This is a genomic window from Nitratireductor soli (genome assembly GCF_001050155.1).
Classification (GTDB): Bacteria; Pseudomonadota; Alphaproteobacteria; order Rhizobiales; family Rhizobiaceae; genus Nitratireductor; species Nitratireductor soli.
Genome location: NZ_LFVY01000020.1, coordinates 58,023 through 84,422 on the forward strand (window position 1 = coordinate 58,023; position 26,400 = coordinate 84,422).

Annotated in this window: 29 protein-coding genes; 12 read left to right on the forward strand and 17 right to left on the reverse strand. The window is 62.9% G+C overall.

The window, feature by feature from the left end; all coding sequences use genetic code 11:
• Positions 1-136 precede the first annotated feature (136 nt).
• The gene (locus AB843_RS21625) at positions 137-424 is read right to left on the reverse strand and encodes a helix-turn-helix domain-containing protein (RefSeq protein WP_048648977.1); all 288 of its coding nucleotides are present in this window, start codon (positions 422-424) and stop codon (positions 137-139) included.
• Between the two features lie 150 nt (positions 425-574).
• Here AB843_RS21625 and AB843_RS21630 point away from each other — a divergent pair, with 150 nt between their 5' ends.
• From AB843_RS21630 to AB843_RS21640, 3 genes are all read left to right on the forward strand, one after another.
• Positions 575-1,093, forward strand: a complete 519-nt coding sequence (locus AB843_RS21630; RefSeq protein ID WP_082143946.1) for a helix-turn-helix domain-containing protein — start codon at positions 575-577, stop codon at positions 1,091-1,093.
• 110 nt (positions 1,094-1,203) lie between these two features.
• Entirely contained in the window at positions 1,204-1,650 is a 447-nt protein-coding gene (locus AB843_RS21635) for a hypothetical protein (protein ID WP_048648979.1), read from the forward strand.
• Between the two features lie 724 nt (positions 1,651-2,374).
• Complete coding sequence (locus AB843_RS21640) at positions 2,375-2,809, forward strand: hypothetical protein (RefSeq protein ID WP_162230653.1); 435 nt, start codon at positions 2,375-2,377, stop codon at positions 2,807-2,809.
• Between the two features lie 348 nt (positions 2,810-3,157).
• On the opposite strand, the gene AB843_RS21645 is transcribed toward AB843_RS21640, so the two are convergent.
• The 7 genes from AB843_RS21645 to AB843_RS21675 form a co-directional block, all read right to left on the reverse strand.
• Entirely contained in the window at positions 3,158-3,652 is a 495-nt protein-coding gene (locus AB843_RS21645; protein WP_048648981.1) for a copper chaperone PCu(A)C, read from the reverse strand.
• 164 nt (positions 3,653-3,816) lie between these two features.
• Positions 3,817-5,139, reverse strand: a complete 1,323-nt coding sequence (locus tag AB843_RS21650; protein WP_048648982.1) for an FtsX-like permease family protein — start codon at positions 5,137-5,139, stop codon at positions 3,817-3,819.
• The gene (locus AB843_RS21655) at positions 5,132-5,830 is read right to left on the reverse strand and encodes an ABC transporter ATP-binding protein (protein WP_048648983.1); all 699 of its coding nucleotides are present in this window, start codon (positions 5,828-5,830) and stop codon (positions 5,132-5,134) included. The genes AB843_RS21650 and AB843_RS21655 overlap by 8 nt, the downstream gene beginning before the upstream one ends.
• A gap of 2 nt (positions 5,831-5,832) precedes the next feature.
• A complete protein-coding gene (locus AB843_RS21660) occupies positions 5,833-6,255 on the reverse strand; it encodes a hypothetical protein (RefSeq protein ID WP_048648984.1) in 423 nt (140 codons plus the stop codon).
• 75 nt (positions 6,256-6,330) lie between these two features.
• Positions 6,331-7,842: an alkaline phosphatase gene (locus AB843_RS21665; RefSeq protein WP_048648985.1), complete on the reverse strand. Its 1,512-nt coding sequence runs from the start codon at positions 7,840-7,842 to the stop codon at positions 6,331-6,333.
• Between the two features lie 155 nt (positions 7,843-7,997).
• Positions 7,998-10,082 carry a hypothetical protein gene (locus AB843_RS21670; protein WP_048648986.1) on the reverse strand — a complete coding sequence of 695 codons (2,085 nt, stop codon included), beginning with the start codon at positions 10,080-10,082 and terminating at the stop codon, positions 7,998-8,000.
• Between the two features lie 165 nt (positions 10,083-10,247).
• The gene (locus tag AB843_RS21675) at positions 10,248-10,928 is read right to left on the reverse strand and encodes an MIP family channel protein (protein ID WP_048648987.1); all 681 of its coding nucleotides are present in this window, start codon (positions 10,926-10,928) and stop codon (positions 10,248-10,250) included.
• Between the two features lie 116 nt (positions 10,929-11,044).
• Here AB843_RS21675 and AB843_RS21680 point away from each other — a divergent pair, with 116 nt between their 5' ends.
• The gene (locus AB843_RS21680; RefSeq protein WP_048648988.1) at positions 11,045-11,467 is read left to right on the forward strand and encodes an MAPEG family protein; all 423 of its coding nucleotides are present in this window, start codon (positions 11,045-11,047) and stop codon (positions 11,465-11,467) included.
• A gap of 70 nt (positions 11,468-11,537) precedes the next feature.
• Here the strand turns inward: AB843_RS21680 and AB843_RS21685 are convergent, their stop codons facing one another.
• A complete protein-coding gene (locus AB843_RS21685; protein ID WP_048648989.1) occupies positions 11,538-12,257 on the reverse strand; it encodes an MIP/aquaporin family protein in 720 nt (239 codons plus the stop codon).
• Between the two features lie 74 nt (positions 12,258-12,331).
• Positions 12,332-13,246 (reverse strand): hydrogen peroxide-inducible genes activator, encoded by a 915-nt coding sequence (locus AB843_RS21690; protein WP_048648990.1) that lies wholly within the window; start codon positions 13,244-13,246, stop codon positions 12,332-12,334.
• Positions 13,247-13,439: 193 nt separating this feature from the next.
• Between AB843_RS21690 and katA the strand changes: the two genes are divergently transcribed.
• From katA to AB843_RS21710, 4 genes are all read left to right on the forward strand, one after another.
• Positions 13,440-14,945: a catalase KatA gene (gene katA, locus AB843_RS21695; RefSeq protein WP_048648991.1), complete on the forward strand. Its 1,506-nt coding sequence runs from the start codon at positions 13,440-13,442 to the stop codon at positions 14,943-14,945.
• A 343-nt stretch (positions 14,946-15,288) separates the two neighbouring features.
• Positions 15,289-16,575 (forward strand): RsmB/NOP family class I SAM-dependent RNA methyltransferase, encoded by a 1,287-nt coding sequence (locus tag AB843_RS21700; protein ID WP_048648992.1) that lies wholly within the window; start codon positions 15,289-15,291, stop codon positions 16,573-16,575.
• A gap of 30 nt (positions 16,576-16,605) precedes the next feature.
• Complete coding sequence (locus tag AB843_RS21705; RefSeq protein WP_048648993.1) at positions 16,606-17,049, forward strand: PaaI family thioesterase; 444 nt, start codon at positions 16,606-16,608, stop codon at positions 17,047-17,049.
• Positions 17,046-17,693: a 5'-methylthioadenosine/S-adenosylhomocysteine nucleosidase gene (locus AB843_RS21710; protein WP_048648994.1), complete on the forward strand. Its 648-nt coding sequence runs from the start codon at positions 17,046-17,048 to the stop codon at positions 17,691-17,693. Before AB843_RS21705 ends, AB843_RS21710 begins: the two co-directional genes overlap by 4 nt.
• Positions 17,694-17,697: 4 nt before the next feature.
• Here the strand turns inward: AB843_RS21710 and AB843_RS21715 are convergent, their stop codons facing one another.
• Positions 17,698-18,015, reverse strand: coding sequence for a hypothetical protein (locus AB843_RS21715; RefSeq protein ID WP_048648995.1), 318 nt, complete (start codon positions 18,013-18,015; stop codon positions 17,698-17,700).
• Between the two features lie 92 nt (positions 18,016-18,107).
• On the opposite strand from AB843_RS21715, the gene AB843_RS21720 reads away from it, so the two are divergent.
• The 3 genes from AB843_RS21720 to AB843_RS21730 all read left to right on the forward strand — a co-directional run bounded on the left by AB843_RS21720 (position 18,108) and on the right by AB843_RS21730 (position 21,778).
• The gene (locus tag AB843_RS21720) at positions 18,108-18,584 is read left to right on the forward strand and encodes a MarR family winged helix-turn-helix transcriptional regulator (RefSeq protein WP_048648996.1); all 477 of its coding nucleotides are present in this window, start codon (positions 18,108-18,110) and stop codon (positions 18,582-18,584) included.
• A gap of 41 nt (positions 18,585-18,625) precedes the next feature.
• On the forward strand, positions 18,626-20,227 hold the full coding sequence (gene guaA, locus AB843_RS21725) for a glutamine-hydrolyzing GMP synthase (RefSeq protein WP_048648997.1): 1,602 nt from the start codon (positions 18,626-18,628) through the stop codon (positions 20,225-20,227).
• A 294-nt stretch (positions 20,228-20,521) separates the two neighbouring features.
• Positions 20,522-21,778, forward strand: a complete 1,257-nt coding sequence (locus AB843_RS21730; RefSeq protein WP_048648998.1) for a tyrosine-type recombinase/integrase — start codon at positions 20,522-20,524, stop codon at positions 21,776-21,778.
• Here AB843_RS21730 and AB843_RS25170 read toward each other — a convergent pair.
• The 3 genes from AB843_RS25170 to AB843_RS21735 all read right to left on the reverse strand — a co-directional run bounded on the left by AB843_RS25170 (position 21,744) and on the right by AB843_RS21735 (position 23,014).
• On the reverse strand, positions 21,744-22,028 hold the full coding sequence (locus AB843_RS25170; RefSeq protein WP_082143947.1) for a helix-turn-helix transcriptional regulator: 285 nt from the start codon (positions 22,026-22,028) through the stop codon (positions 21,744-21,746). The genes AB843_RS21730 and AB843_RS25170 overlap by 35 nt on opposite strands.
• A 261-nt stretch (positions 22,029-22,289) precedes the next feature.
• Positions 22,290-22,445 carry a hypothetical protein gene (locus AB843_RS25755; protein ID WP_157384577.1) on the reverse strand — a complete coding sequence of 52 codons (156 nt, stop codon included), beginning with the start codon at positions 22,443-22,445 and terminating at the stop codon, positions 22,290-22,292.
• Between the two features lie 5 nt (positions 22,446-22,450).
• Positions 22,451-23,014 carry a TetR/AcrR family transcriptional regulator gene (locus AB843_RS21735; protein ID WP_048648999.1) on the reverse strand — a complete coding sequence of 188 codons (564 nt, stop codon included), beginning with the start codon at positions 23,012-23,014 and terminating at the stop codon, positions 22,451-22,453.
• A gap of 45 nt (positions 23,015-23,059) precedes the next feature.
• Between AB843_RS21735 and AB843_RS21740 the strand changes: the two genes are divergently transcribed.
• Positions 23,060-23,434 carry a hypothetical protein gene (locus tag AB843_RS21740; RefSeq protein ID WP_157384578.1) on the forward strand — a complete coding sequence of 125 codons (375 nt, stop codon included), beginning with the start codon at positions 23,060-23,062 and terminating at the stop codon, positions 23,432-23,434.
• Positions 23,435-23,682: 248 nt separating this feature from the next.
• Here AB843_RS21740 and tsf read toward each other — a convergent pair whose 3' ends face one another.
• Genes tsf through AB843_RS21760 form a run of 3 tightly spaced genes read right to left on the reverse strand, consistent with a single transcriptional unit; the run spans position 23,683 to position 26,301 of the window.
• A complete protein-coding gene (gene tsf, locus AB843_RS21750) occupies positions 23,683-25,005 on the reverse strand; it encodes a translation elongation factor Ts (protein ID WP_048649002.1) in 1,323 nt (440 codons plus the stop codon).
• 10 nt (positions 25,006-25,015) lie between these two features.
• Positions 25,016-25,882: an alpha/beta fold hydrolase gene (locus AB843_RS21755; protein ID WP_082143948.1), complete on the reverse strand. Its 867-nt coding sequence runs from the start codon at positions 25,880-25,882 to the stop codon at positions 25,016-25,018.
• Positions 25,879-26,301 (reverse strand): helix-turn-helix domain-containing protein, encoded by a 423-nt coding sequence (locus tag AB843_RS21760; protein WP_048649004.1) that lies wholly within the window; start codon positions 26,299-26,301, stop codon positions 25,879-25,881. Before AB843_RS21760 ends, AB843_RS21755 begins: the two co-directional genes overlap by 4 nt.
• Between the last annotated feature and the right edge of the window lie 99 nt (positions 26,302-26,400).

Genomic DNA, 26,400 nt, shown 5'->3' on the forward strand with positions numbered 1-26,400 from the left:
GGGGATGTGGCGCTGGTGAGTCGCCTGCGGACTGACAGCCGGCGCGGTCGCTCTTCACAGAGTGCTTGCCGCGTTGCCGGTTTGAACACCGGATGGCAAAGGCTAGAGCAGCCCTGCGGTTCACCAGCGCCACGCCTCATGCGGCATCCTTTTGGGAGGAGGAGGAAGGATTGCCGCGCGAGGATGCGAATTCGGGTTTCAATATGTGGGGGCGCCGTTTCGGGTAACGCCTGGGAAAAAGGCGCTCGACCGGCTCGCCGATGAAGTCGGCGATGGCGCGCTCGACCTTTTCATTCGGCCGGGTCCAGATGTTTCTGACGGAGTTCCGGCTGATATCGTAATGTGCGGCGAGGCCGGCGAGCGTCATGCCCTGTCGCCGCAGTGTAGCGAGTATCGAATGACGGTCCCATTCGTGGGTGCTCATCGGTATCTCCTTGTGAAGCGGGTGCTGCAACACCCGCTTTTTGAGGGTCTGTATTGTGCAATTGTCGCTGTTCAAATCAGGCGACACAGATAGGGATAGTGTCGGATAAGACTTTTGTAAAGTCGGAAATGACATTATTGGCGTGAGCTATTGGCAAGGCCGGAGATTGAGCCGAAGACAGAACTTGGCCGGCGTTTCCGTGAGGTACGGCGGCGGCTTAATGATCCAGAGCGAAGCGAATTCGCGAAAAAGATCGGCCTCAACACGAGTACCGTGGCGAAGTACGAACGCGGCGAGGCAGAGCCAACCGCTTCTGCGCTGGCCGCTTACAATCAGAACCTCGGCGTTAATGCCAACTGGTTGGTGACCGGCCAAGGCGAGGTGTTCGACGATCCGTCAAAAGCGCCGCCGGTCGCATTCGATGGCTGGACTATGCGGCGCATGGCGGTCGTCGTGACAGCGACCTACAAGGAGGCCGGCGATCCGATCACGCCGGAGAACGTCGCTGTCGAGGCGGGCAATTTATACAATGAGCTGGTCGGTCTCGTTGTCGATCCGGCGGATCGCGACGAGGTGCTGGCGGCTTTGCCACTCCTGCGTCGCCGGCTCAAGAAGCGCTTGGCTGAGGCGGCGTCCGAGCCAGGTTCAGGCAAACGCTCGGTTTCATAATCGTTCACACCATCATCGTGGCAGTATTCTGGAGCGCGTTGCTTACGCGTGGCTTGCCCGATGGTAGTGTTTCATGGTTTTTACAATTGGGGATGGTGGAAGGGGGAATTATGAAGAACACATTGGCACTCGCGGCGGTGGGCTTGTTGCTTGCCGGATGCATTTCGCAGGACGTGAAACTCTATCCTGTCGAAGGACCGCTCGCCGGGCAGGTTCCGCTTCCAGTGGTCCAGGCCAAGGCCGTCGGCGTGGAGACCAACAGCGGTCCACTGTCGCTGACACTGCCAAGCGGCGAGAAATGCCAGGGCACATGGTCTTCTGTCGCTCCGAGGTTTCAGACCGTTTCGACAGGATCGCTTTTCAGCAGCTACGGCGGTGCGATCTTTGGGTCGGGCGTCACGACTGGCAATGTGGCCGGCGTGAATAAGGGACACGCATTCCTGTCATGCTCGGCCGGCACCACGATTGATGCCGAGTTCTTCACCGGCAGCGGCACCGCCAACGGCTACGGTATCGCCAAGGACAGCCAGGGCAACGTCTACAAGATGCTCTTCTAGCAGCGGACACTTATTGTCCGGGTTTTCGCCGGCCTTTCGAGCGATAAGCTACTGTTTCAATGAATGTTTCTGGCCGCCTCAAGCAAGGTATCCGATGATCGGGAACTTAAAATTGCCTTCGCTGTCGGTTTTGGCGTCGCCAGGTGCGCGCGTCGGATGCGTCGCTTCAAAACGAAATGCCTTGTTCCCTGCGGCTTTGAGGCGCGTTTGAAAGCTTCTCGTCGATTTTGAAAGTCCGATTGAGCCTTTCGCCCTTCCGCGCCATCGATCGCCGGGATCAGCCGTTTTCCCGGCGATCAGGTGACAAACGCGCTCCCCACGTTCCCCGCCGCGTCCCCACATTAACCCATTGTTCTACCTGACACTTCCCCACCGAACCACGCCTCTCTCCGCGTGTCCCCGGAACTCCAGTATCTGGTGACAAACTACATCGGTCGCGCGTTTCAAAGCACCGCTACTGGGTTCGTGCTGCTCCAAAACCTGCTGTCAAAGTTCCAGAAACGCGCGACCGGCTACAATGAGCGAGCCGTTCAGCGTGGGCTTCGATCTTTTCGGGCTGTGTCAGTTTCAATTCGCGTCGGCGATATTGCCTGCGCTCAACCCAGTTGTGGATCGGAGTTATCCCAATGCTAGATTGTATAATCTTCGCCCTGCAAACAGTCGTGTCGGGAAAAAATGTTGCGCGGGGGGATCGAGAGATCCGGTAGGCAGCGGAGGGCGATCCTTGCGGGTCGGCCTTTTTTGTGCCGATCATGCTGCCGGATCGGGGGATCGCGCCATGGGCAAGCAAGAAATCCAGAAGTTGATCGACGAGGAGAAGCCCGGGTTTGACTACGCGCGGATGTTTCTGACGACAGTCGCGTGGTGGACTGTTCTAATTTTCGTGGCGTCCGCTATCCTTGGCAAGCCAGTGACGATGACGTGGGCGATTTGGGTTCTTGCCCCTCTTTGGCTCGTCGGAGCTTTGTTCGGCATCTATCTCGCGTTCCGCCTCAATTTTCTGACGGAAAGGATTAGCGATGACCTCTTGGATGGCGCCGCAGGGATGCCCGTCTGGCTTCGATGGCCGTTCCGGCTGGTTGTCGCCATGATGCCCCTTGCCTGTTCGTCTATTGTGGTCTGGGCGCTGTTATTCGCCAACCTTGGGACTGCGAGGTGATCAGAAATGGGAGGCCGCCGGGCCTCCCTTTCGCTGCTCAAAGTTTGAAAGTTCTACGGGCCCTTACGGACCCTTTTCGGTTGCTTTTTTCTAAATATTTGATTTAATTAATTTTTTACGCGTCTCCGGGCCCACCATTCTCCATATCTCACGGCCGTTCGCTTCGCTCACGCCTCCGATGGGGCGGGCGAAAGCCCGGGCCGCAGTCGCGGCCTTGTTTCGGTTCGAGGGTTCTCCTCTCACCTCCACCAAAACCCTTATGCCACAAGGCGCCCATGGGTGGAACAGGCTCCATCCTTCGGTCGTTGAGACGTGCCGTCCGGGGCAATGGAGCATATTTATCTCACGTCAATGATCGTGTCCTGCGTGGCTGTGGGCGCGGGCGTTGGGAGCCTCCACGGAAACGTGGATTTCCATATGGCCGGTGTCGAATTCGAGTTCGATTTCGAATTCATCGCCTTGTTTGAGCGGCGCGCCGAGACCGTCAAGGCGGATTGCCGCTCCCTCGGGCATGAGCGCCATCTTGCCGCCGGCCTTGACCGGAACCGACGGCAATATTTCATAGACGCCTTCACCGGCGCTGTTCAGCCGGAAGCCGACCAGAGCCGTGTCGCTGCCGACGGCGCTGTCGCCGCCGACAAGTTGCGCGTCGCGCGCTCCGCTGTTTTCGATGTCGCAGAAGACATAGGCGGTTCCACCATCGGTGGCGCGGGTCCATGCATGGACGACGCGCAAACCCTGCAGAGTGCCGACATGGTGATCATGGTCCTCAGCGGCGGCGGACGCGGCGAAGGTCAACGCGGCAGCGGTGGCTATGCTGGCAACGGCAAGGCGGTGGATCATGGTGATTCTCCTGTCAGGCCCGATGGCCGGTTTGTGACGTCGTTTCAACTAAGCGAGGAAAGCTGCAATCAGATGAAATCCAGGCGCGGGCCGGGTGTGCATATGCGTGTGTGCAGCTTAGGCGGTGATCGTGCAGGAACCCATTTCTTTGCCGCACGCCGCGACTAGCCGCGAAGATCCGGCACCACAGGACGTGCCAGGACGATCGCCGCCGGCATCAAGGCCATCAGGATGGTGGCACTGACGAAGGCGGCGACCAGGTGAAACTCGGGCCAGGCCAGGCTGGCCTCGATGAGGATTTCGGTGCGCGCCGAGACGATGCGCGAAATGATGCCGGCGGCGGCCAGGCCGAGCGCGACGCCGAGCAAGGCGCCGACGGCGACGAGGGCGGCGGCGACGCACCACACCACGGCGAAGACGAAGCGCCGTTCGGCGCCCAGCGCGCGCAAGAGCGCCAACTGGCGGGAAAACAGGCGGGTGAGGATGACGAGGCCGGTGAGGACGCCGGCTGCGACCAGCATCTGGGTGACGATGGCGAGCACCGACATGATCCGGCGCACATCGCCGAGGAGCCCGTGCAGGCGGGCAAGCACGGCGCCGGGAAAGAAGGCCATGGTGTCGGCCCGCGTGAACTCGGATTGCAGAGCGTAATTGGCCCACAGGGCTTCGGCGTGAACCAGAATGGCCGGGGTGCCGGGAAAATAGGCGGGATCGAAGGGCGGGCCGAGCCGGCCGGCATTTTCCGGCGCGTGGCCGTCGGCCAGACCATGCACCGCCCAGACCGCCTCGACGGGAACGAGGATCGCCCGGTCCCAGGGGCTGCCGGTGCGCCGCATGCGGCCGACGACGGTGTATTCGTGGCCGGCATGGGCGCCTTGTTCCACCGCATCGCCAATGCCGTGGTCGGCGGTGAAACGGCCACCGGGCGCCACAGGCGCCGAGAAGCCGGCGACCGCCTCGCGCGGGTCGGCGAAGGCGCGGCCCTCCAGAAGGTCGCCGGCGAGGTGGGCGATGAACGCCTGCGTCGTGCCCACCACCGGTGCGCCGGCATGGGAATCGCCAAAGGCGATGGGGGCGGCGAGCGCCACGTCGGGATGCCCGGCGATCTGGTCATAGATCTCGCCGGACAGGAGCGGCACGTCGGACGGCTGCAGATAGACGGCGGCCATCAGCATGGTCACCTCGCTGCCGGGAGCGGAGACGACAAGATCGAACTTTTCCGCTGCCCGCGCGGTGCCCTGGCGCAGGGCGCGCTCCTGGGCGATCAGGCCGACGCCGATGCCGATCGAAGTGGCGATCAGCAGCGCAAACAGGAGGCTGGCCCAGCGAAAGCGCCACAGCATGGCGCCGGCCAGGCCGTAGGGCCGGTAGCCGCGCGTGACGGCGACGCCGGTGAGAAGGGCGGGGGCGAAAAGCAGGGCGAACCACAGCGCGTCCTGCACGCCCGGCGCAAGCAGGTTCCACCAATCGGAGAGGATGTCAGGCATGAACCGGCTCGTCGCGTTGCAGGCGGCCGTCGGCGATGTCGATCACCCGGTCCATGCGGCGGTGCAGCGCCGCATCGTGGCTGACGGCGATCAGCGTCTTGCCGGTGGCGCGGGCAAGGTCGGCGAGATCGGCGATCAGGCGGTCTGCGGCGGCGCGGTCGAGGCTGGCGGTCGGCTCGTCGGCGAGGATGATGGCCGGGTCGTGGGCCAGGGCGCGGGCGATGGCGACACGCTGGCGCTCGCCGCCGGAGAAGCTGCGCACGGTGCGGGCCTGACCGGGTTCGATGCCCAGACGGGCAAGCAATTCCTCGGCGCGGTCGCGGATCGCCGCGCGTTCGCCGGCCGGCGCGTAGCTGGCGGCGATGGACGCGTTGGCCGCGGCGCCCAACTCCTCGAACAGCAGGAAGTCCTGGAACACCATGCCGATATGGGCACGGCGGAAGCCGGTTCGGGCGGCATCGCCGCCGGCGGCGCCCCGGCCGGTCAGAGCGTGCTCGCCCCAGCGCACACTGCCCTCGACGCGCGGCAGAAGGCCGGCCAAGACGTGGAGGAAGGTGGATTTGCCGGCACCTGAGGGGCCGCGAATGCCGAGCCGGATGCCGGGCTCGGACGTGAAGCGGTCGATTTCGAGGATGGCGCGGCCGCGCTGGCTGCGGACCACCAGCCCATCGACCCACAGCGACAAGGCCATGATCAGCCGCGCTCGTAGACGGCTTCGCGCAGCCTGACGCGGCTGACGAAGCCGGTTTCCGCATCCTTGAAGGCGCCGAGTTCCAGCGTGCCGCGCGTCACCAGCCGCACGTTGAACGGCATCACGTCGAGCGTCCGCTTGGTGTAGATGGCGAGGATGTCGTCCGGCCACTCGGCTTCGGTCTCGCAGAAGGGGCAGACGGTCATCGGGCGGTTGGTGAGCACGAAGAAGGTGGATTCGGCCTTCAATGGCGGCGCCATGAAGCCGGAAACGGTGATGCGCCGGTCGGCGAGCGAGTGCGCCAGATCGGAGAAGGACAAATCCTTGTTGTAGAGTTCGCGCAGGCGCACCGGGCCGTTCTCGGCGCGGGCGCCGGTGGCGGCCGCGAGGCTCAGCCCGGCGGCGATGAAGTGTCTGCGTTTCATGAGGCTCTCCAGGTCATGAATCTATCGGGGGTAATGGAAGGGCCGGCTGCGGCCCTTCCAGATTGAAAGCGCGGGTCAGTTGCCCTGCAACTCCGCGTTCACCGCGTGGTTCATGACGTGGAAGATGTAGTTCTGCTCGATCACGCCATCGAAGAGATGCGACCAGGGACCCTTGGCGAGGACGGAGACATCCTCGCCCGAATGGGTTTCCGACAGCATCGGCACCAGTGCCTGCTGCAGATAGTCGGGATCCATCGCCTCCTCGTTGGTGAGGTCGCCGCGCGTGCCCGAATAGGAGCCGTCGGCCTGCTCCTTGAGGATCGAGCCGGCGCCGTTCAGGTAGCCGACGACCGTGTAGGGCTTGCCGTCGAGCCCCTTGTTCGGCGTATCGACATGCTTCGAGCCATTATCGTCGATCTCGTAACACAGGCCGGTGACCGGCGAGCCGCGGCCGCAATAGCCGTTGAAGGCGATGGCGTGCTCATGATCGGCGGTGACGATGATCAGCGTGTCGGCGTCATCGGTCAGTTCGTCGGCCTTGGCGATGGCCTCGGCAAACGCCACGCCGTCGACCAGGGTGCGGTGCAGATTGCCGTCATGGTTGGCGTGGTCGACGCGGCCGGCCTCGATGTTGAGGTAGAAGCCGTTCTCGTTGTTCTTCAGCGCCTTGATGGCCTTCTCGGTCATCTCGGCCAGCGACGGCTCGCCGGTGCGGTCCTGCTCGTACTTCATGTGCGAGCCCTCGAACAGGCCGAGGATCGGCGCGTTCGTGCCGTCGGTCGACAGCTCGGCGAAGGTCTTGTCGTCGAAGACATACTGGCCGCCGAGGCCCTTGATCTCCTCGACCAGATTGCGCTCGTCGGTGCGCTTGCCCTTCTTGCCTTCTTCGTCGGTGATCTGCTCGGGCAGGAAGTGGGCGCGGCCGCCGCCGAAGGCGAGGTCGACCGTGCCGGCCTTCATGGCGTCGACAAGCTGGGCGGCGATGTCCTTCTGCGCCGTGCAGCCCTCGGGAAGGCCGGTGTTGTCTTCCCAGTCGCGATTGGCCGTCTTGGCGTAGACGCCGGCCGGCGTGGCGTGGGTGATGCGGGCGGTGGAGATGACGCCGACCGATTTGCCGGCGGCCGAGACCAATTCGGCGAACGTGGTCAGCTCATTGCCGGCAACGGCATTGCAATCGCCGACATTCACCGTCTCGGCCACGTTGATCATGGTGTTCTTGGTCTTCACGCCGGTGTTCATCGCCGACGCGGTCGGCGCGGAATCGGGCGTCTGGCCATTGGTCGTGTAGGTCTTGACCAGCGCCAGGTTGGGGAAGGCCTCATAGGGGAGAACGTGGTCGTCTCCGAGCCCGCCGGCCTGTTGACCCGCGAACAGGCGAATGGCGTAGTTGGTGCCGATGCCGTTGCCGTCAGCCGTAAACAGAATGACGTTTCTGGCTCGGCCGGTGTTGGGCTGACGAGCGATCATCTCCTGGATTTTCGCCTGGGCGTCGGTGAACCACTTGCTGTCCTTCTGGTTGATGTCCTGTGCCATGGCGGTGCCGGCCGATAAGACGGTGGACAGCGCGAGCAGTGCGATTTTTTTCATGGTGCCTCTCCTGCATGAAGCGTTTGCGATTGCCGGAGAGTTCTAGTCCCGCCGTGTAACGGTTTTGCGATGGTTTTGTGGACGGGTGGATGCTGTTTGCTGCCGGAAAACCGGGCGGTCCCGAGACCGCCCGGCGAAAGTTTTCCACTGCCCGTTCAGCGACGATCGAGGCGCTGGCGCAGGGGGCGGACGGTCTGGCCGCGCAGAACCCGGCGCTTCTCGACCTGCGGTTTCGGGGCGATGAAGGTTTTCGCGCGCGTGGGCTGGCGGGTGGTGACCGCCGGCTGCTTGACGCACTTGTCGCGCACCAGCTTGTAGCCAGGCTTGCACAGGATGCTGACGCCCGGCTTCTGGATGCATTGACCGCGCACCAGAACCTCGCCGCGCTTGCAGCGCTGGACGATGACCGGGGTCTTGACGCATTTGTCGCGCACCAGTTTGTAGCCCGGTTTGCAGAGGATGCTGACCACCGGCTTCCTGACGCATTTGCCGCGCAGCAGGATCTCGCCGCGGTCGCAACGCTCGGCGATGACCGGACGGCGCACGCATTTGCCGTTGCGCAGGACCATGCCGCCGAGGCATTCGGGCTGCGGCCGGGGTGTGACGACCACCGGCGGCAGGGTCGGCCGGACCGGGCGCGGGCGCACGGTTACGGGACGCTTGAAGCAGCGGCCATTGCGCAGAACGAGGCCGTTCGAGCATTTCGGCTGCGGGATGACGACGACGGACGGCTCCTTCGGCTCTTGAGGTTGCGGCCGTGGGGTGATGGTGATGTCGTTGCTGCCCGGATCGATGGCGCGGTTGGCGCAGGTGAAATCGGTCTTGTCCGTGTCGATGGTGACCGGCGTGCCGTTCGGCTTCAATTCCTGCAGCGTGCACTGGATCGAGCGCGTTTTGGTGATGCTCAGATCATGCGCGCCATAGGCCTCGAAAATGCCGCTGCCCTGGTTGTAGGCGGTCGCCGTGCCGGTGAAGAAAGCGCCGTTCGAGCACGAGATTCGGTAGGTGAAGTCGCCGGGCACCTGGCGGGTGACGGCGAAGAACGCCTGGCCCTTGCGTGGGCAGGACTTGTCGGCGCCGGCGCTGTCGGCAACGATGATCTCGCCCTCCCAGCTTGCCTGCGGCTGCGGCAGGTCGGGATTGACCGGCGGCGTCGTGGTGAGCCCGCCGCCGCCCGCGCCGGTGCAATGGACGGTGATCGTCTTCCAGCCGTCGAAGGGCGGGAAAGGCGTGGTGTTGTCGACGATCTCGACGCGGTATTGCGCGTGGGTGGTGGCGCCGAAATTCTTGTACTCCTCATAGCTGGCGAAATAGCCGTTCTTGGCGGCATCGTAGCTCGCCCAGGCCTGCTTGACCTTGGAGGTGATGGGGCCGCCGTTCAACTGCTCCCAGATGCGCATCGTGACCGGGCCTTCCTGGTTGGTCTCGGCGCGCGCGGTGACGCGCAGCACCGGGCAGACGGTGCCAGGATTGCCGCCGGTCGGGTTGATCTGGATGACGGTGGTGAGGAAAAGCTTGACGTTCTCGACGTTGAAATCGCCCTGGTCCAGGGAAAGATCGTCCGTCGGCGGCTTTATGACGGGGTCGCAGACCACCTGGATGTTGAAACTGTCCTTGCGGGCATGATCGATGCTTTCAGGATGGGCGATGCCGTCGCCGGCGCTCGCTTCGTAGAGAATGTTGTCGGTGTTGTGGATGTAGCTGCCGGTGTTGGCGACGAAGGTCGCCCACATTTCGTGGTTGAACGAGAAGGACTTGGTCGGGCCGTCCGGCTGCAGGTGCTCGTTGCAGCGCGCGATCATCTGGTCGCCGTCGGGCAGGATGGCGATGCCGGTGGTGGAGACCGGGATCTTGCTCGACGCGAAGGCGACGTTCGTCTGCTTGTGATAGTCGCGCGAGCCCGGCTGATCGAAGAAGATCGCCGGGAAGGACTGGCACAGCGGCCCGCCGCAGGCACCGAGCACGATGCCGGTCTCGTACGTGTAGCCCGGCCAGCGCGTGTCGAGATCCATATCCGCGTCGATGACAAGGTTGCCGGCCTTGAGCTTGTCCCATTTCTGGCCGTCCGTGGAGATGACGTGCAGGGTCGTGGAGCCCGATGTAGCGCTGAAGGACATGGACTTGATGTTCGCGTCACCGCCACCCAGCGGGTCGGCGGAAGCGGTCTGACAGAGGAATGCGGATGCGAGCAGAGCGAGCGCGAGCGCAGCGCTGCGGTTGCGTTTCGTTTGCCTGGGCATGACGTTTCTCCTGGTTGATGTTCCCAGGAGTGGGTTGCGCCGTCAGGCACGAAGGTTCATGGCATGAAAAAGCCCGCCGGCGGACCGGCGGGCTCGGAGCGCTGACAAACCCCGTCAAAATGACCGGGTTTGCCAGCGGTCTGAGGGGGCAGCGGCCCCTTTCGCTCAGTCCTTCTCGAAAATTCGCGCCTTGGCGACGAGACCGGCTGCGGCCGCACCCACCAACGGCGCCAGGATGAACAGCCAGAGCTGGCCGACCGCCAGGCTGCCCGAAAACAGCGCCGGGCCGATGGAGCGGGCCGGATTGACGGAGGTGCCGGTGATCGGGATCAGGCACAGATGGATCACCGTCAGCGTCAGGCCGATCACCAGTCCTGCGAAAGCCGTCTCGTGCTTCTTGGAGGTGACGCCGAGAATGACGGTGACGAAGATGAAGGTGGCCACCGCCTCGGCGATGAAGGCCGAGCCCATCGAATAGCCATTGGCCGCATCCCAGCCATTGGCCGCCAGCACCGCTGGCGCACCGGCTGCGTTGCCGCTGGCGATGACCCACAGGACCGCGGCGCCGAGAATGCCGCCGACCACCTGTGCAACCATGTAGGGCGCGACATCCTTGGCCGGCAGGCGGCCGGACAGGAAGGCGCCGAGCGTCACGGCCGGATTGAGATGCGCGCCGGAGACCGGCCCGATCGCATAGGCCATCGCGATGACGGCAATGCCGAACGACAGAGCGATGCCGACGCCACCGGCCGGCAGCAATCCGCCGTAACCGCCGGTAACCACGCTCGCACACCCAAAGAACACAAGGCAGAACGTGCCGAAAACTTCAGCCACATAAGCTTTCATGATAAGTCCCTCGCAGTCAAAGAAAACAATTATCGAGAATTCTGTGAGTCTCGTTGAAAAAGCAATCGTTCCGTGTGAGATCAGGGGGATGATCTTTTGCGCGTAAGAGAGAAGCCATGACGCAGACCGGTATTTTATGGCCGATGGTGGCGCATGCGGTTCTGGTCTATGCCGTTTATCTGCTGATCGCCGTGCGCCGCAAACGCGCGGTGGCGACCGGCAGCGCGCGGGTTTCGCAATTCCGCGAAAATCGCGATGAGCCGCCCGAAAGCCTGTTCGTGCGCAACAATCTGGCCAACCAGTTCGAGTTGCCGACCCTGTTTCACGCCGCCTGCCTGGCCCTGTTCGTGACCGGCAATGCCGGCCCTCCGGCAATCGGCCTGGCCTGGGTTTTTGTCCTGTCGCGCTATGCGCATGCCTATGTTCACATCACCTCGAACCGCATCCGCTACCGGCAACCCCTATTCATTGCCGGCTTTCTGGCGCTGGCCCTGATGTGGATGGCGCTGGTAGCCGGACTTCTGATCCATCCGCAATAGCGATATGCGGCGTGAGGACGTGCGCCGGAGCTGCAAACCCGACCGGCAAGGAGCGGATTGTCATGCGGACTCACGGATCGGGCGTGTCGAGCGGATCGTCTCGGGCAAACAATCCGGCGCGGGCGGTCAGCCCGGCCAGCGCGCCGCCGCCTAGCGGCGCCAGGATGTATGACCAGAGTTCGAGCCCTGTAACGCCGCCGCTGATCAGCCCCTGGCCGATCGACCGGGCCGGGTTCAGCGCGTTGCCGGCGATGGGGGCGAAGGCGACATGCAGTGCGGCAAGCGTCAAGCCGATCATGAGGCCAGCCATGATGGTCGTCTGGCCCGAATTGCTGACGCCCAGCGCCACCGTGACGAGAATGAAAGTGGCAAGGAATTCCATGAGAACGAAGGCCTCAGTGGCATAGTCCTGCACGAGTTCCCGGTTGCTGAACGTGAACAAGATTGCGCCGTTGCCGGAGCGGCCGGTGCAGCCGAGCGCGATCGCCCACAGGGCGGCCGCTGCGAACGCGCCGCCACTCAATTGAGCGACGAGGTAGCCGGCCATCCGGCGCGCGCGCATGGCCCCGGAGAACCACGACCCGAGGGTGATGGCCGGATTGAGATGCGCGCCCGAAACGGGGCCGAGGACGATGGTCAGCACGACGATGGCGAAGCCGAAGGACAGGCCGCTCGTCAGCGGCCTGTCGCTGGTGGTGATGTTGCCGAGACAATCCGCTGTGAGCCCGAAATTGCCAATGAGAATAAGTAAGAACGTTCCGAAGACTTCTGAAATATAACATTTACTCATAATATAGTTTTCTCTGGAATGTAATTTCCAAGAAAATATATATTATTCTTAGGAAAGATAGTCAATAAAACTTGTCAGAACTCGCCTGTGCTTGTAATTTTCTGGGCGGCCCGGACAATGTCGCACAGGGCGGAAAAATCCGCTTGCCGCGGGTTCGTCTTGCGCCAGGCGAGACTGATCGTCCTGGAGGGACCGGGATCGATGAACGGCAGAACGCGCACTGACGGCAGCAACCGCGCCGAGGCGTGCGCCAGTTGCGGGATCAGCGTGACGCCCATTCCATGCGAAACCATGTGCAGAAGCGTCGTCAGGCTGGTGGCGCCGAAACTTTCCATCGCCACCGGTTTGACCATGCCGCAAATATCGAGCGCCTGGCCGCGCATGCAGTGCCCGTCGTCGAGCAGCATCAGCCGCTCCAGCGCCATGCTCTCCTGGGCGACGGGCGGGGCGATCCGTTCGGCCTCGCCTTCCGGCACGGCGAGATAGAAGGGGTCCTCGAACAGGATTTCATGCGCCAGCCGCGGATCGTCGAGCGGTTCGGCGGCGATCATGCCGTCGAGGCGGCCATTGCCGGTTTCCTCCAGAAGCGTGGCGGTGATCGCTTCCCGGATCTCCAGCTGCAAATGCGGAAAGCGCCGCTTCAGGCGCGGCAGCAACTCGGGCAGGAGATAGGGGGCGACCGTGGGGATGACGCCAAGCCGGAAGCGCCCTTCGAGCACCTGCCGCTCGCGGCGCGCCTCGCTCTCCAGGTCACGCAGCTCCGCCAGGATGCGCTCGATGCGCGGCCTGAGGCCCAGCGCTTCGGCGGTCAGCCGAACCGCGCCGCCGCCGCGCTCGAACAGTTTGAAGCCGAGTTGCGATTCCATTTCGGAAATCTGCGCCGACAGGGCCGGCTGCGTGACGCCGCAACCGGCTGCCGCACGGCCGAAATGCAGCGTTTCGGCCAGGCTCTCGAAATACTGCATCTGGCGGATGGTTATGCGTATCATAAGGCAATTTTATCGAAACGAATAGCAAAGACAATTGGAAATTATCGACAATCGGGTTAGTCTGGAACCATTCCAAGTCAGACATTTAGCAAGTCAGGCATTTAACAAGTCAGGTCCTCGACACGTCACGTCCTTATTCAGTTCCGTGACCCAGGGCAGACGATCCGGGCACGCAAGCAAGGGAAACTCAGACATGGCCGATAAACCCACCATAACCACCTCAGCGGGCGCTCCCGTCAGCGACAACCAGAATTCGGTGACGGCGGGCGAGCGCGGTCCCGTCCTCCTGCAGGACTACCAGCTCATCGAGAAACTGGCGCATCAGAACCGCGAGCGCATCCCCGAGCGCCCGGTCCACGCCAAGGGCTGGGGCGCCTACGGCACGCTGAAGATCACCGGCGACATCTCCAGATACACCAGGGCGAAGGTGCTGCAGCCGGGCGCCGAGACGCCGATGCTGGCGCGCTTCTCCACGGTCGCCGGCGAACTGGGCGCGGCGGACGCCGAGCGCGACGTGCGCGGCTTCGCGCTGAAATTCTACACCGAGGAGGGCAATTGGGACCTGGTCGGCAACAACACGCCGGTGTTCTTCGTGCGCGACCCGGTGAAGTTTCCGGATTTCATCCACACCCAGAAGCGGCATCCCAAGACCAACATGCGCTCGCCGACGGCGATGTGGGATTTCTGGTCGCTGTCGCCTGAAAGCCTGCACCAGGTGACGATCCTGATGTCCGACCGCGGCCTGCCGACCGATGTGCGCCACATCAACGGCTACGGATCGCACACCTATTCGCTGTGGAATGACGCCGGCGAACGCTATTGGGTGAAATTCCACTTCAAGACCATGCAGGGCCACAAGCACTGGACCAATGCGGAGGCCGAGCAGGTGGTCGGCAAGACCCGTGAATCGACGCAGGAAGACCTGTACAACGCGCTCGAGAACGGCGACTTCCCGAAATGGAAGGTCCAGGTGCAGATCATGCCCGAGACCGATGCGGACAAGACGCCCTACAACCCGTTCGACCTGACCAAGGTCTGGCCGCATGGCGATTATCCGCCGATCGACATCGGCGTGATGGAACTGAACCGCAATCCGGAGAACTATTTCGCCGAGATCGAGAACGCGGCGTTCTCGCCGTCCAACATCGTGCCCGGCATCTCGTTTTCGCCGGACAAGATGCTGCAGGCGCGCATCTTCTCCTATGCCGACGCGCACCGGCACCGGCTCGGCACCCATTACGAGACCATCCCGGTCAACCGGCCGAAGGTCGAAGTGGCGCATTATCACCGCGACGGCCAGATGAACACCTATGGCGGCATCAAGACCGGCAATCCCGACGCCTTCTACGAGCCGAACTCGTTTGGCGGCCCTGTCGAGCAGCCGTCGGCAAAAGAGCCGCCGCTGAAGATTTCCGGCGATGCCGACCGCTACAACCATCGCGTCGGCAATGACGATTACGGCCAGCCGCGCGCGCTGTTCAACCTGTTCGACGAGCGGCAGAAGAACCGGCTGTTCTCCAACATCGCGGCCGCCATGGGCGGCGTGCCCGACGAGATCATCGAGCGCCAGCTCGCCCATTTCGACAAGGTGCATCCCGACTATGGCAACGGCGTCCGCAAGGCGTTGAAGGAAGCGCATGGCTATGAGCCCAATGCGCTTCCCGTATCCGGCAAGACGCCGCAGCAGGCGGCCGAATAAGCCGGCGCAAAAGCCTTTGAAAGCCTGACGGGCGCGGAGCGATCCGCGCCCGTTTTTCTTGGGGAGGGTGGGGGTCTTCATGGGTCGGCGCGATGCGCCGGCGTTGCGGCATGGATACCCGGCTCGGGGGCCGGGTATGACGACTTGTGGAGATGGATATGCCAATCTCCGGCCGTCGCGATCGACCGCACGCTTCCCGCCATCGTCATGCCCGGCCCCCGAGCCGGGTATCCATGCCGCAACGGCCGATCCTCGTATCCCCCCGAAATCCCCCTGTTGCCCTTGCCGATCGCGCCTCTTCCCGCTAGCTGTGCGCCATTCGGGCAACCGGCAAAGGGACCACATGCGACTTGGCGGAAGACTGGCTGCGGCCATCGAAGTATTGGAAGACATCGACCGGCGCTATCGGCCGGCTGCCGAGGCGCTGAGGGATTGGGGCCTGTCGCACCGTTTCGCCGGTTCAAAGGACCGCGCCGCCATCGGCAACATCGTCTATGACGCGTTGCGCCGCAAGCGCTCCGCCGCATGGTTGCTGGGCGAGGAGACGCCGCGCGCGCTGGCGCTTGGCGCGCTGATCCTCGAAGCAGGGTTCACAGCGGAGAAGTTCGACGAAGCGTTGGCCGGCGATACATTCGCGCCGCCCGGTCTCTCGCCGCAGGAACGTGCCGCGCTGCAGACACGCCTGCTCGAGCAGGCGCCCGACGGGGTGCGCGCCGATTGCCCCGATTGGTGCGAGCCGATCCTCGAGCGCGCCTGCGGCGCGGACTGGATCGACGAGGCGGCGTCGCTCGCCCGGCGCCCGCCGCTCGACCTGCGCGTCAACACGCTGAAGGCCGCGCCTGACAAGGTCTTGCGCGCGCTTGCCGAGACCGGTGCCGCGCCCTGCGCGCTGGCGCCCGCCGGCTTGCGGATCGCGGCGATCGCCGGCCAGGGACGGCACCCCAACGTACAGGCCGAGCCGGCCTTTCAAAAGGGCTGGTTCGAGGTACAGGACGAGGGGTCGCAGATTGTCGCGGCGTTGGCCGGCGCTGCCCCTGGCATGCAGGTGCTCGATTTCTGCGCCGGCGCCGGCGGCAAGTCGCTCGCCATGTCGGCGGCGATGGAAAACACCGGCCAGATCTGCGCCTTCGACGCCGACAAGCAGCGCCTCGCGCCGATCTTCGACCGGTTGCGGCGGGCCGGCTGTCGCAATGTGCAGGCGGTCGCCGGCGAGGCGGCGCTGGCGCCGCTCGAAGGCCGGATGGACCTGGTGCTGGTCGACGCGCCGTGCACCGGATCGGGCACATGGCGGCGCCGACCCGACGCCAAATGGCGGCTTTCGGAAAAGCAGCTCGAACAGCGCCAGGCCGAACAGGCGGAAATCCTCGAAAAGGCCAGTCGCTTCGTGCGCCCCGGCGGCCGGCTCGCCTATGTCACGTGCTCGGTCTTCGCCGAGGAGAACGCTGACCGGGTCAAGGCGTTTCTCGACGCATTTCCAGCCTTCCAGCCTGTCGATCACGCGGCCCTGTGGCAGCGGAATTTTCCCGACAAGGCCATTCCGGCGCGCATCGACCCGGCGCTGGGCATCGCCCTTTCGCCGTTGCGCACCGGTACGGACGGGTTTTATTTCGCGGCATTCGAGCGCCGCTGAGCGCGGACCAGACAGAAGGAGCGGGGCGCGATGACGACAGACCAGATCGAGACGCGGGTGCGGGCCAGCTTCGAGCGCCAGAAGATGATGGCGACCATCGGCGCCGAACTGACATTGGTGACGCCCGGCGTGGTCGAGATCGAAATGCCCTATGCGCAGGACCTGACGCAGCAGCACGGCTTCCTGCACGCGGGCGTGATCTCCACGGCGCTCGATTCCGCCTGCGGCTATGCCGCCTATTCGCTGATGCCCGACGAGGCCGCCGTGCTGACGATCGAATTCAAGGTCAATCTGCTGGCGCCCGGCAAGGGTGAGCGGTTCCTGTTTCGTGGCTCCGTCACCAAGCCCGGCCGGACGATCATCGTCGCCGACGGCCAGGCCTATGCCTATAGCGGGGAAGGGGAGGCGAAGCTGATCGCCACCATGACCGGCACCATGATGACCATTGTCGGCCGCCATGGGATCGAGGGATGATGCCGGCCATCGTCGAACCGGCGATCCTTTCAGGCCGCAGCGTGCTGTTCGTCATGGCCGCCGAGGCGGAGTACGGGCCGCATCTGAGGCGCCGCTTCAAGCCGCTGATGACCGGGGTCGGCCCGGTCGAGGCCGGCGTGGTGCTGGGTGCGGAACTGGCGATCCTGCAGGCCGAAGGCCGGCTGCCCGATCTCCTCGTCTCGCTGGGTTCTGCCGGCAGCCGCCGGCTCGAACAGACGGAGATCTACCAGGCGACCGCCGTCTCCTATCGCGACATGGACGCTTCGCCGCTTGGTTTCGAGAAGGGTGCGACGCCGTTTCTCGACCTGCCGGCGGTGGTTCCCCTGCCGCTGCGCATTCCCGGCCTTCGCGAGGCGACGCTGTCGACCGGCGGCAACATCGTCTCCGGCGCCGCCTATGACCACGTCGCCGCCGACATGGTCGACATGGAGACCTATGCCTGCCTGCGCGCCTGCCAGCGCTTCGGCGTCGGGCTGGTGGCGCTGCGCGGCATCTCGGACGGCGCGGACGAACTGCGCCATGTCGGCGACTGGACCGAATATCTGCATGTCATCGACGAAAAGCTGGCCGCTGCCGTCGACCGGCTCGAAACGGCGATCGGCGCCGGCCTGCTTGCCGCCTGACGCGTCACCGCGGCAGGTTCTTCGCGTTGCCGAACAGGATGCCGTTCAGCTTCAGCCGCTGGCTGCCGTCGCGGGAGACATAGGCAACGCCCTCCGGCGTCGCCTCCAGCGTCCACTCGCCCTGCTGCCCGCCGTCCCATTTAGTGGCGTAGCCATCGTCGAGAAGACGCCACGTGCCCGTGCGGGTCTCGCCGGTGTCGAGCAGCATATGGCCGGTTCCGTCCCGCCCGAGATAGACATAGGCGTCCTTGCCGTTGCGCTCCAGCACATGGGTCGTTCCGGGGAGCAGGAATTGCAGGGTTTCTTTCATCAGCACAGTCATTGCGCGCTCCAGGGTTTTTGTGTTCGCTTGTCTGGGGTTCCGGAAGATGCAAGGGTAGTCAAGTTTCTTGACTAATAGGTGGTCGCGACAATATGGTCAAGGTGCTTGACGACAATGCGGATGACGGGCCGGATCACATCGGCTGGCGCCTTTGGCAGGCAAGCCGCCTCTGGCAGGAGGATTTCGTCGCAGCCATGGGTGCCGCGGGCCATGGCTGGATGACCGATGCGCGGGCCACGCTTCTCGGCCACATAGGGCGAAACGGCACACCGCAATCCAGGCTGATCGCGCGGATGGGAATTTCCAAACAGGCGGTGCAGCAGCTTGTCGATGGGCTCGAAGGGGAGGGGATCCTGTGCCGGGTGCCCGCCCCGAACGACAAGCGGGCGCGAATCATCGCGCACACGCCGAAGGGCCGCGCGGCCCTGCGCGACGCCGACCGCATCAAGCTCGAGATCGAGGAGCGCTACCGCCGGGCGCTTGGCGAGGAACAGCTCTCGGCCCTGAAAGCGGCGCTTGCCTGGCTTTCACGGGAAACAGGCGGCAAGAATCCCGCTCGCCGGGGGTGATAGAGGTTGCGAAGCAGGCCGCGTTTCATTAAAGGCTCGCCATGACGATATCCCATCCCGACACTCTTCGCCCAGATGCGGCTTCGGCCGATACGGTTCTCATCGTCGATTTCGGCAGCCAGGTGACGCAGCTCATTGCGCGGCGCGTGCGCGAGGCAGGCGTCTACTGCGAAATCGCCCCGTTCCAATCGGCGGATGAAGCCTTTCGGCGCCTGCAGCCGAAGGCGGTCATCCTGTCCGGCAGCCCGGCCTCGACGGTCGACATCGGCAGCCCGCGCGCGCCCGATGTGATTTTCGAATCGGGGCTCCCCGTGCTCGGCATCTGCTATGGCGAACAGACCATGTGCGCCCAGCTCGGCGGCAAGGTCGAAGGCAGCGACCACCGCGAGTTCGGCCGAGCCTTCCTCGAGATCGAGGGTGAATGCGCCCTGTTCGACGGCGTCTGGGCCAAGGGCACCCGCCACCAGGTGTGGATGAGCCATGGCGACCGGGTCACCGCCCTGCCGCCGGGCTTCAGGATCGTTGGCACCTCGACCGGCGCCCCCTTCGCCGCCATCGCCGACGAGGCGCGCAAATATTACGGCGTGCAGTTCCATCCCGAGGTGGTGCACACGCCCGATGGCGCCAGGCTCCTGACCAATTTCGTGCAGAACATCGCCGGCCTGAAGGGCGACTGGACGATGGCCGCCTACCGCGAGCAGGCCGTCGAGGCGATCAGGAAACAGGTCGGCAAGGGCAAGGTGATCTGTGCGCTTTCGGGCGGCGTCGATTCCTCCGTTGCGGCGCTTTTGACGCACGAAGCCGTCGGCGACCAGCTGACCTGCATCCTGGTCGACCACGGATTGATGCGCAAGAACGAGGCGGCCGACGTGGTCGCCATGTTCCGCGAGCATTACAATCTGCCGCTCATCCTGGTCGATGCCGCCGACCGTTTCATCGGCGCCCTGGAAGGCGAGAGCGATCCCGAGACGAAGCGCAAGACCATCGGCCGCCTGTTCATCGAAGTGTTCGACGAAGAGGCGAAGAAGCTTGCCCAGGATGGACAATCGGCCGATTTCCTGGTGCAGGGCACGCTTTATCCCGATGTGATCGAGAGCGTTTCCTTCACCGGCGGTCCTTCGGTGACCATCAAGTCGCACCACAATGTCGGCGGCTTGCCCGAGCACATGCGGATGAGCCTTGTCGAACCGCTGCGCGAATTGTTCAAGGACGAGGTGCGGGTGCTGGGCAAGGAACTCGGCCTGCCCGAGCATTTCATCGGCCGCCATCCTTTTCCCGGTCCCGGCCTGGCGATCCGCTGCCCCGGCGGCGTGACACGCGAGAAGCTCGACATCCTGCGCGCCGCCGATGCGGTCTATCTCGACGAGATTCGCAAGGCGGGCCTCTACGACGCCATCTGGCAGGCCTTCGCCGTGCTGTTGCCGGTACAGACCGTCGGCGTGATGGGCGACGGACGCACCTATGAATATGTCTGCGCCCTGCGCGCGGTGACATCGGTCGATGGCATGACGGCGGATTTCTACCACTACGACATGGACTTCCTCGGCCGCGCGGCAACCCGCATCATCAACGAGGTAAAGGGCATCAACCGCGTCGTCTACGACGTGACAAGCAAGCCGCCCGGGACGATCGAGTGGGAATGATTCAGGCCCATCCAAACGCCGCCGAATTTACGCTAAAGCACGACCTAAGATACTGAAAACAAAAATAAATCATCACGATGCCTATCGACATCTATCGGTGGGCATTGATCGCGTTCGTCGGCCTCGCTGACGGACCTCGCCCCCATTGATCAACCGGAAAAACGAAAGTACCGTCAGGTCAAACGAGGCCAATGACGGTACTTTTTTCGAACTAATACGCTGAAATATAAGCGTTTTCTAAGCCATCAGCCTCCAAAAACCGCGTGACGGTACTTTTCCGCAAGGAGGCCCGAAATGTTGACCGATGCAGCACTCAAGTGTTTGAAACCAAAAGCCAAAATGTACAAGGTATCCGATCGTGACGGCATGTATGTGCGCGTCGCGCCGTCGGGTGCCATCTCGTTCAGGCTCGACTATCGGCTGAACGGCAGGCGGGAGACTGTCTATCTCGGCAGATATGCCCGTGACGGAATATCGCTCGCCAGGGCTCGCGAGCTATGCATCGACGCGCGGCGCGCGATCGCGGAGGGGCGGTCTCCCGCCATCGAGAAGCAGCGGGAGAAGCGCCGGATCAAGGAAGCAAAAAGCTTCGGCCAGTTCGGCGAGAAATGGCTGACCAACGCAACCATGGCCGACAGCACGCGCGCGATGCGTCGCTCCATCTTCGAACGCGAACTCATGCCCGTCTGGCGGAATCGTCTCCTGACAGAGATTACACCTGACGATCTGCGCGCTCACTGCGGCAAGATCGTCGAACGGGGCGCGCCTGCAACTGCTATCCATGTGCGCGATATCCTGAAGCAGATCTACGGCTATGCCATTCTGCACGGCGAGAAGGTCGCCAATCCGGCCGATGACGTTGGTCCGGCCTCGATCGCCACCTTTACGCCGAAGGACCGCGCGCTTTCACCCGCCGAGATCCGCATCATGTTCAAACAGCTCGAGCATGTCGCGACGCTACCGACAATCCGCCTCGGCATGAAACTTTTCCTCCTCACCATGGTCCGGAAAAGTGAGTTGCAGGATGCGGTGTGGGACGAGATCGATTTCGACAACGCCGTCTGGACCATCCCGAAGGAGCGCATGAAGCGGTCGAAGCCGCACAACGTCTACCTGTGCCGACAGACGTTGGACATCATGATCGCCCTCAAGACCTGCTCCGGCAACTCCCGATATCTGTTGCCATCCCGGTACGACGCGGACGCCCCGATGTCGCGCGCGACCTTCAATCGGGTCACGTATGCCGTCGTCGAACAGGCCAAGAAGGAGGGGCTGCCGCTGGAGCCCTTCACGGTCCATGATCTGCGGCGGACGGGCTCGACGCTGCTAAATGAGCTAGGCTTTAACAGCGACTGGATCGAAAAGTGCCTGGCGCATGAGGACGGACGTTCATCGCGCGGCGTCTACAACAAGGCCGAATATGAGGTGCAGCGCCGGCATATGATGCAGGAATGGGCGGATACCGTTGACGCCTGGATCGACGGTCGGAAGCACGCTCCAACGCTTCTGCCGCCAGCTATGCCTGTGATGGAGCTTGATCCCGCCCTTTGACCGGTCGGGTTTTGCGCTTGGTGACGTCAGGGTGCTGTGCTTGACGGATCGGGGCAGCCCGCCGTGCCATCAGCCAGGCCTCGACCTCGGCCAGGTCCCAGACGATGCAACGTGGCGAGAGCGCGAACCGACGGGGGAACTCGCCACGTTGTTCCATTTCATAAATCGTGCTGTCAGCCATCGGCACCATCTCGCGTAACTGGTGGCGCCGGATTGTTCGCCTGATTTGGGTAGTTTCGGTCTTTCGCATTCTCAATCTCCTTCTCTAAGGCGATTGAAAGCGATAGATATCGGTACTGGAAGCCCCCTCGAAATCCCGTGCGGCATTTTCGGGCTGTAGCGTACACATCGGCGGGTTTCCGTCGGCTGCTACAAGGTTTCACCTGTCTGAGATTGGGCGTGCTGCGTTGGAAGGCTACCTAAAGGCGATTGGCGATCTTCTCGGTCCTTCGAAAGCTTGTTGGCTGTCAGCGTTCGGCCGATGATCGCGACGCTTAGGGTCCAAACTCGTTCATAGCCAGAAGGCGATGACGGCAGCGAGCGCGACGGCGGACTGCCGAGGCAACTCTCCCCGGTTCGGAGCGTACCAGGACGAAGCGGCAACGTCGGGGAACAAACCCAATTCGGCTGGTGAGCCGGGCATGCCGTGGAAGTAGATCGTCTGCATAAGGGCTACTTCCGATGCGTGAGAATGGCTTCAGCCGCGATGGACACAAGGTGATCTACAGAGAGCGGCACTTCATGTTCGGGCAGATATTGCTGCACTGCGGCCAGCGGAAAGGCGATCAGCGCCATTCGGCATGCATCTGGATCAAATCCCTGTCTTCGTATGTAGGCATCGAAGGCAGCAAATGTTTTGGCGTTGGTTTCGTCAATATGCCGAACGATCGAGACCGGTGTTGCCTCATTCATGAATTGTCTGCGACTGCCGCAGGCCAGGATCAGGGCTTCCGCTCTGTGATCCCGGCAAAAGCGCGGTGTCACGGCGGCGATCTCGCCCACAGCGGTGCCTGGCATTTCGAGTGCTTTGATGAAGTGCGGCTGGAATGCACGTAGCGCAAAGAGCCAAGTCTCGGCGAGCAATCCTTCGCGCGAGCCAAAGCGGTGATAGAGTGACCCCGTCGAAAGCCCGACTGCCTGCTGAACGGCCGTAGTCGTAAGTGCCCCCTGTTCGGCCATCAGCCGCCCAACAGCCTCAAACACCCGATCATCGGAAAAAAGTGACTTGCGAGACATACTCACTCCAATTAGAGAATATCCTCTAATATGGGAATCGGTTTGATGCAATCCTTTTGGTTTGGGCTTGCGGCTGCTATCGCCGCCATCACTTTCTACGTGCACACCTTTATCGGTGGACCGCGCGTAGCCGTTCCGCTTCTGGCGGACGCCCACCTCCCGAAGGCGTCCAAGTGGCTCAACTATTATTGCTGGCACATCGTCACCATCCTGCTCGCAGCAATGGCAATGTCATTTGCTGCGGTCGCGATCGGATGGTCCAGCCCCGATGTCGCATGGCTGCTAGGAGGCCTGTCCCTTCTCTTCAGCTTGCTGAGCATTTTCGTGGCCGTGAAGGGCGAAATCAATCCTCTGCGCTTTCCCTCGACCACCCTGTTTGCATTGGTCGCGATCGCGACTCTGGGAGGAGCATTGTCATGATCGAATCGTCGGCGCTACCGCCTTTCAAAACCGTCGAATGCACTACGTGACCGGAATGATCGTGCTGGTTTTCATCTTCCAGCATTTGATCGTCCACCTGTTTGCTCTTGCGGGGCCGGAAGCGCACAACACCGCACTCAAGGTTGTGCAGCTTGGGTGCCATGACCCAGCCTCCTCAATTCGGAGGCACACTGAACCTACAGGTGGGCGCAAAATCAAGCTGCTGATTGGGTTTGGACCCTAGCTTTTCATGCGGTATCCCCGTTGTCGTGCTGTGATCTCCTCAATCCTTGCGTCAGAGCTTGCAGGTCGGGAACGAACACGACCTGACCGCGGTGGTTGGATTCGTAGACGAAGTCGCGCAGCGCCGAACTCGCACTGAGTTCGGAGGAAATGTCGCCGACAATGGCGACGCGTGTGCCGAAGTTCGAGAACTTCTGCAGAATCGTTCCGGCCTTCCTTGTGCTGAGAGGGAAAAAGTCCGTCGACAGACGCTCCACAGGCAGGGCGATGATGGTTGCTCCGCCCGACCATGCCGCATTGATAAGATCTACGGCGTCACGATCGTCCCGCAGCTTCGGTCCACGAGGCGAGATCTCAAAGACCCGCTCATTGCCGATGGCGGTCAGTTTCGAAGGGCGCTCGTCAGACCAATCGTTGCCGAAGGTCCATTCGAACTCCGCAGCTTCGGCAACACGCGCGTCGTGCGCGGCGTCCTCTCCGATACGGAAACAGACGAAACCCTCGATGTGAGCATCGGACCCGGCCTCGGCAGCCAGAAACTCGGCGACGGTCATCGAGGGGTCGAGCAGGTAGCGTTGTCGAGGAAGGACGGTCTGATCGTAGAACCGCTCCAGCCGTGCTTCGATGGCGGAACTGACCTCGCGTTCGTCTAGGCTATGCTCACGGTCGTCGTCGATTCTCAACCGCTTCTGATCGCGAATCGACGGCGGAACATGATTGACGCTCGACCACAATGGCGCGGCGCCGACGACGTGCATGGCCAGCTTCTTGGCAACTAAATTGCCAGACGAACCGGGGGCATGTCCGCTGATTGCCACCAGCGCCACCATTCTTGCAAGGCCCGGCACCGGCGGATTGTGCGCGTATGCGCCGATCAACCCATTCTCGGTCCTGAGGATGCTTGCCCTCCGGACATGAATGTTCTCGCCGAACGCTGCAGCCAGTCGTCGCACATAGCCTGCGATGTCTCCCTGACCATCGGGCGACGGCGCTGCGAGCGTATCGGCCAATTCGCCTCCCACCGTGAACGTGGTACGCGCGATAGCTTGCGCTGCTTGTTGAAACAGCGGATTGCGGGCAGTGAAGTCTGTCTCTGCAGCGAGCTCAACGATGACGCCGCAACGGCCATCGACGAGGAAGGCGATCAGCCCCTCGGCCGTAGGTCGTCGCTCAATGGCGGCGGGCAAGAGATGCCGTTCATGCAGGCGTTTCACTGCCGAATCGAGGTCGCCACCGGTGTCGATCAGCGCGTCTCTGCAACTCACCACTCCGGCCGCCGTGCGCTTCCGAAGGGCTTTGACGAGGTTGATATCGATCTTCTCCTTCAAAGCGACGCTCCTATCCTGACGCTGTCGGTTTGGCCGCCAGGAATGCCTCGATCTTCGAAGTCTGACCGGGTACGAAGTGATGGGCGTCTGGAAGGAACGACATCGTCAGGTCATGAACATGCGCCTCGAGACGTGCGCGGGTGCCGGGCGCGTCGATAAAGACGTCCCTACCTCCGATGATCGCCAGGACAGGCATAGATAGCCGATCCAACGCGGCATCGTCGAACCGGGGGAGCGCCGCTGTGCGCGGCCGGAAGTGGCTGAAGATCAGTTCTAGGAAGGTTGCCACTGCCGCTTGATCCGGGGACGGCGCACCGCTCGGAGCGCCGGCGATCCGCTCAATCATCTTGCGGCGGCCCCACCGGCCAAGCATCAAGAGCGGCAGCGCCCAGATGAGCACGTTCCGAGGCTCCCCGACGCCGGCAGGGTTGATGACGGCGAGCTTCTGCACGCGCTCAGGACGGCGCGTCGCGTAGTCGAGCGAGAGCCAGCCGCCCATGGAGATGCCGACAAGCGACGTGCGCTGGATCGAAAGAGCTGCGAGGACCTCGTCTAGCCATCGCGCATGCGCGTCGGTATCGAGTGTGGGACGGTTGAAGGCGCTGAGACCAGCATCGCCGATGATGTCGACAGCAAACACGCGGAATCGCTGGGTCCACGCGGCGACGTCGCTCAGCCACATGGCGGAATTCGCAGCAGTGCCATGCAACAGGACGACGGCCGGTGCATCGAGCGGGCCGCTTTCAATCACAAACGTCTCACCCGCTGAGGTCGGCACAAGATGGCGACGGCTTGGCGACGGCCAATGCTCCAGAAGCTGCTCATAGCTCTTGCGGACCGCCTTCGCGCCTTCTGGTGTTCGGAAGGCGGAACTCATGTACGCCCCTCCAGCAGGACTTCGGAGAGTTGCAGGAGTTCGGCAGCATCCGATGGCCGGGCGACGATGATGATCTTGACCTGCTTGTTCGCCGGATCGTGTGTGACGTCCACGCTCATGGGCTCGGCAGACCGGCCGTTTGCCTTGCGGGCGCCGGTCAGAAGTGCCGCCATCCTCCGTGCGAACTCGGCATCCGCGTTGGAGATATCGACGATCGTGGTCGACCTAACCTCGCGCAACGCGCCCCGAGCCGCACGATGATCACCAACCAAGGCGGCAAGGTCTGAGCGCAAGATGCGATACTGGCGACCAACCTTGGTGGCGCGCAATTGACCCTGACGAATGAACTTGAGGACGGTCTTTGGATGCAGCTTCAACTGCTCCGCGGCGAACTCGACCGTATAGAACTCTTCCGACATTTTTGTTACCTCTGGCAGGCTTTAAGTTCCTCTAAATTCCCTATAGAAGGGACTCAGTCGCACATATTGGCTCTTAAAGGTTATAATGCGGAGTTTAGA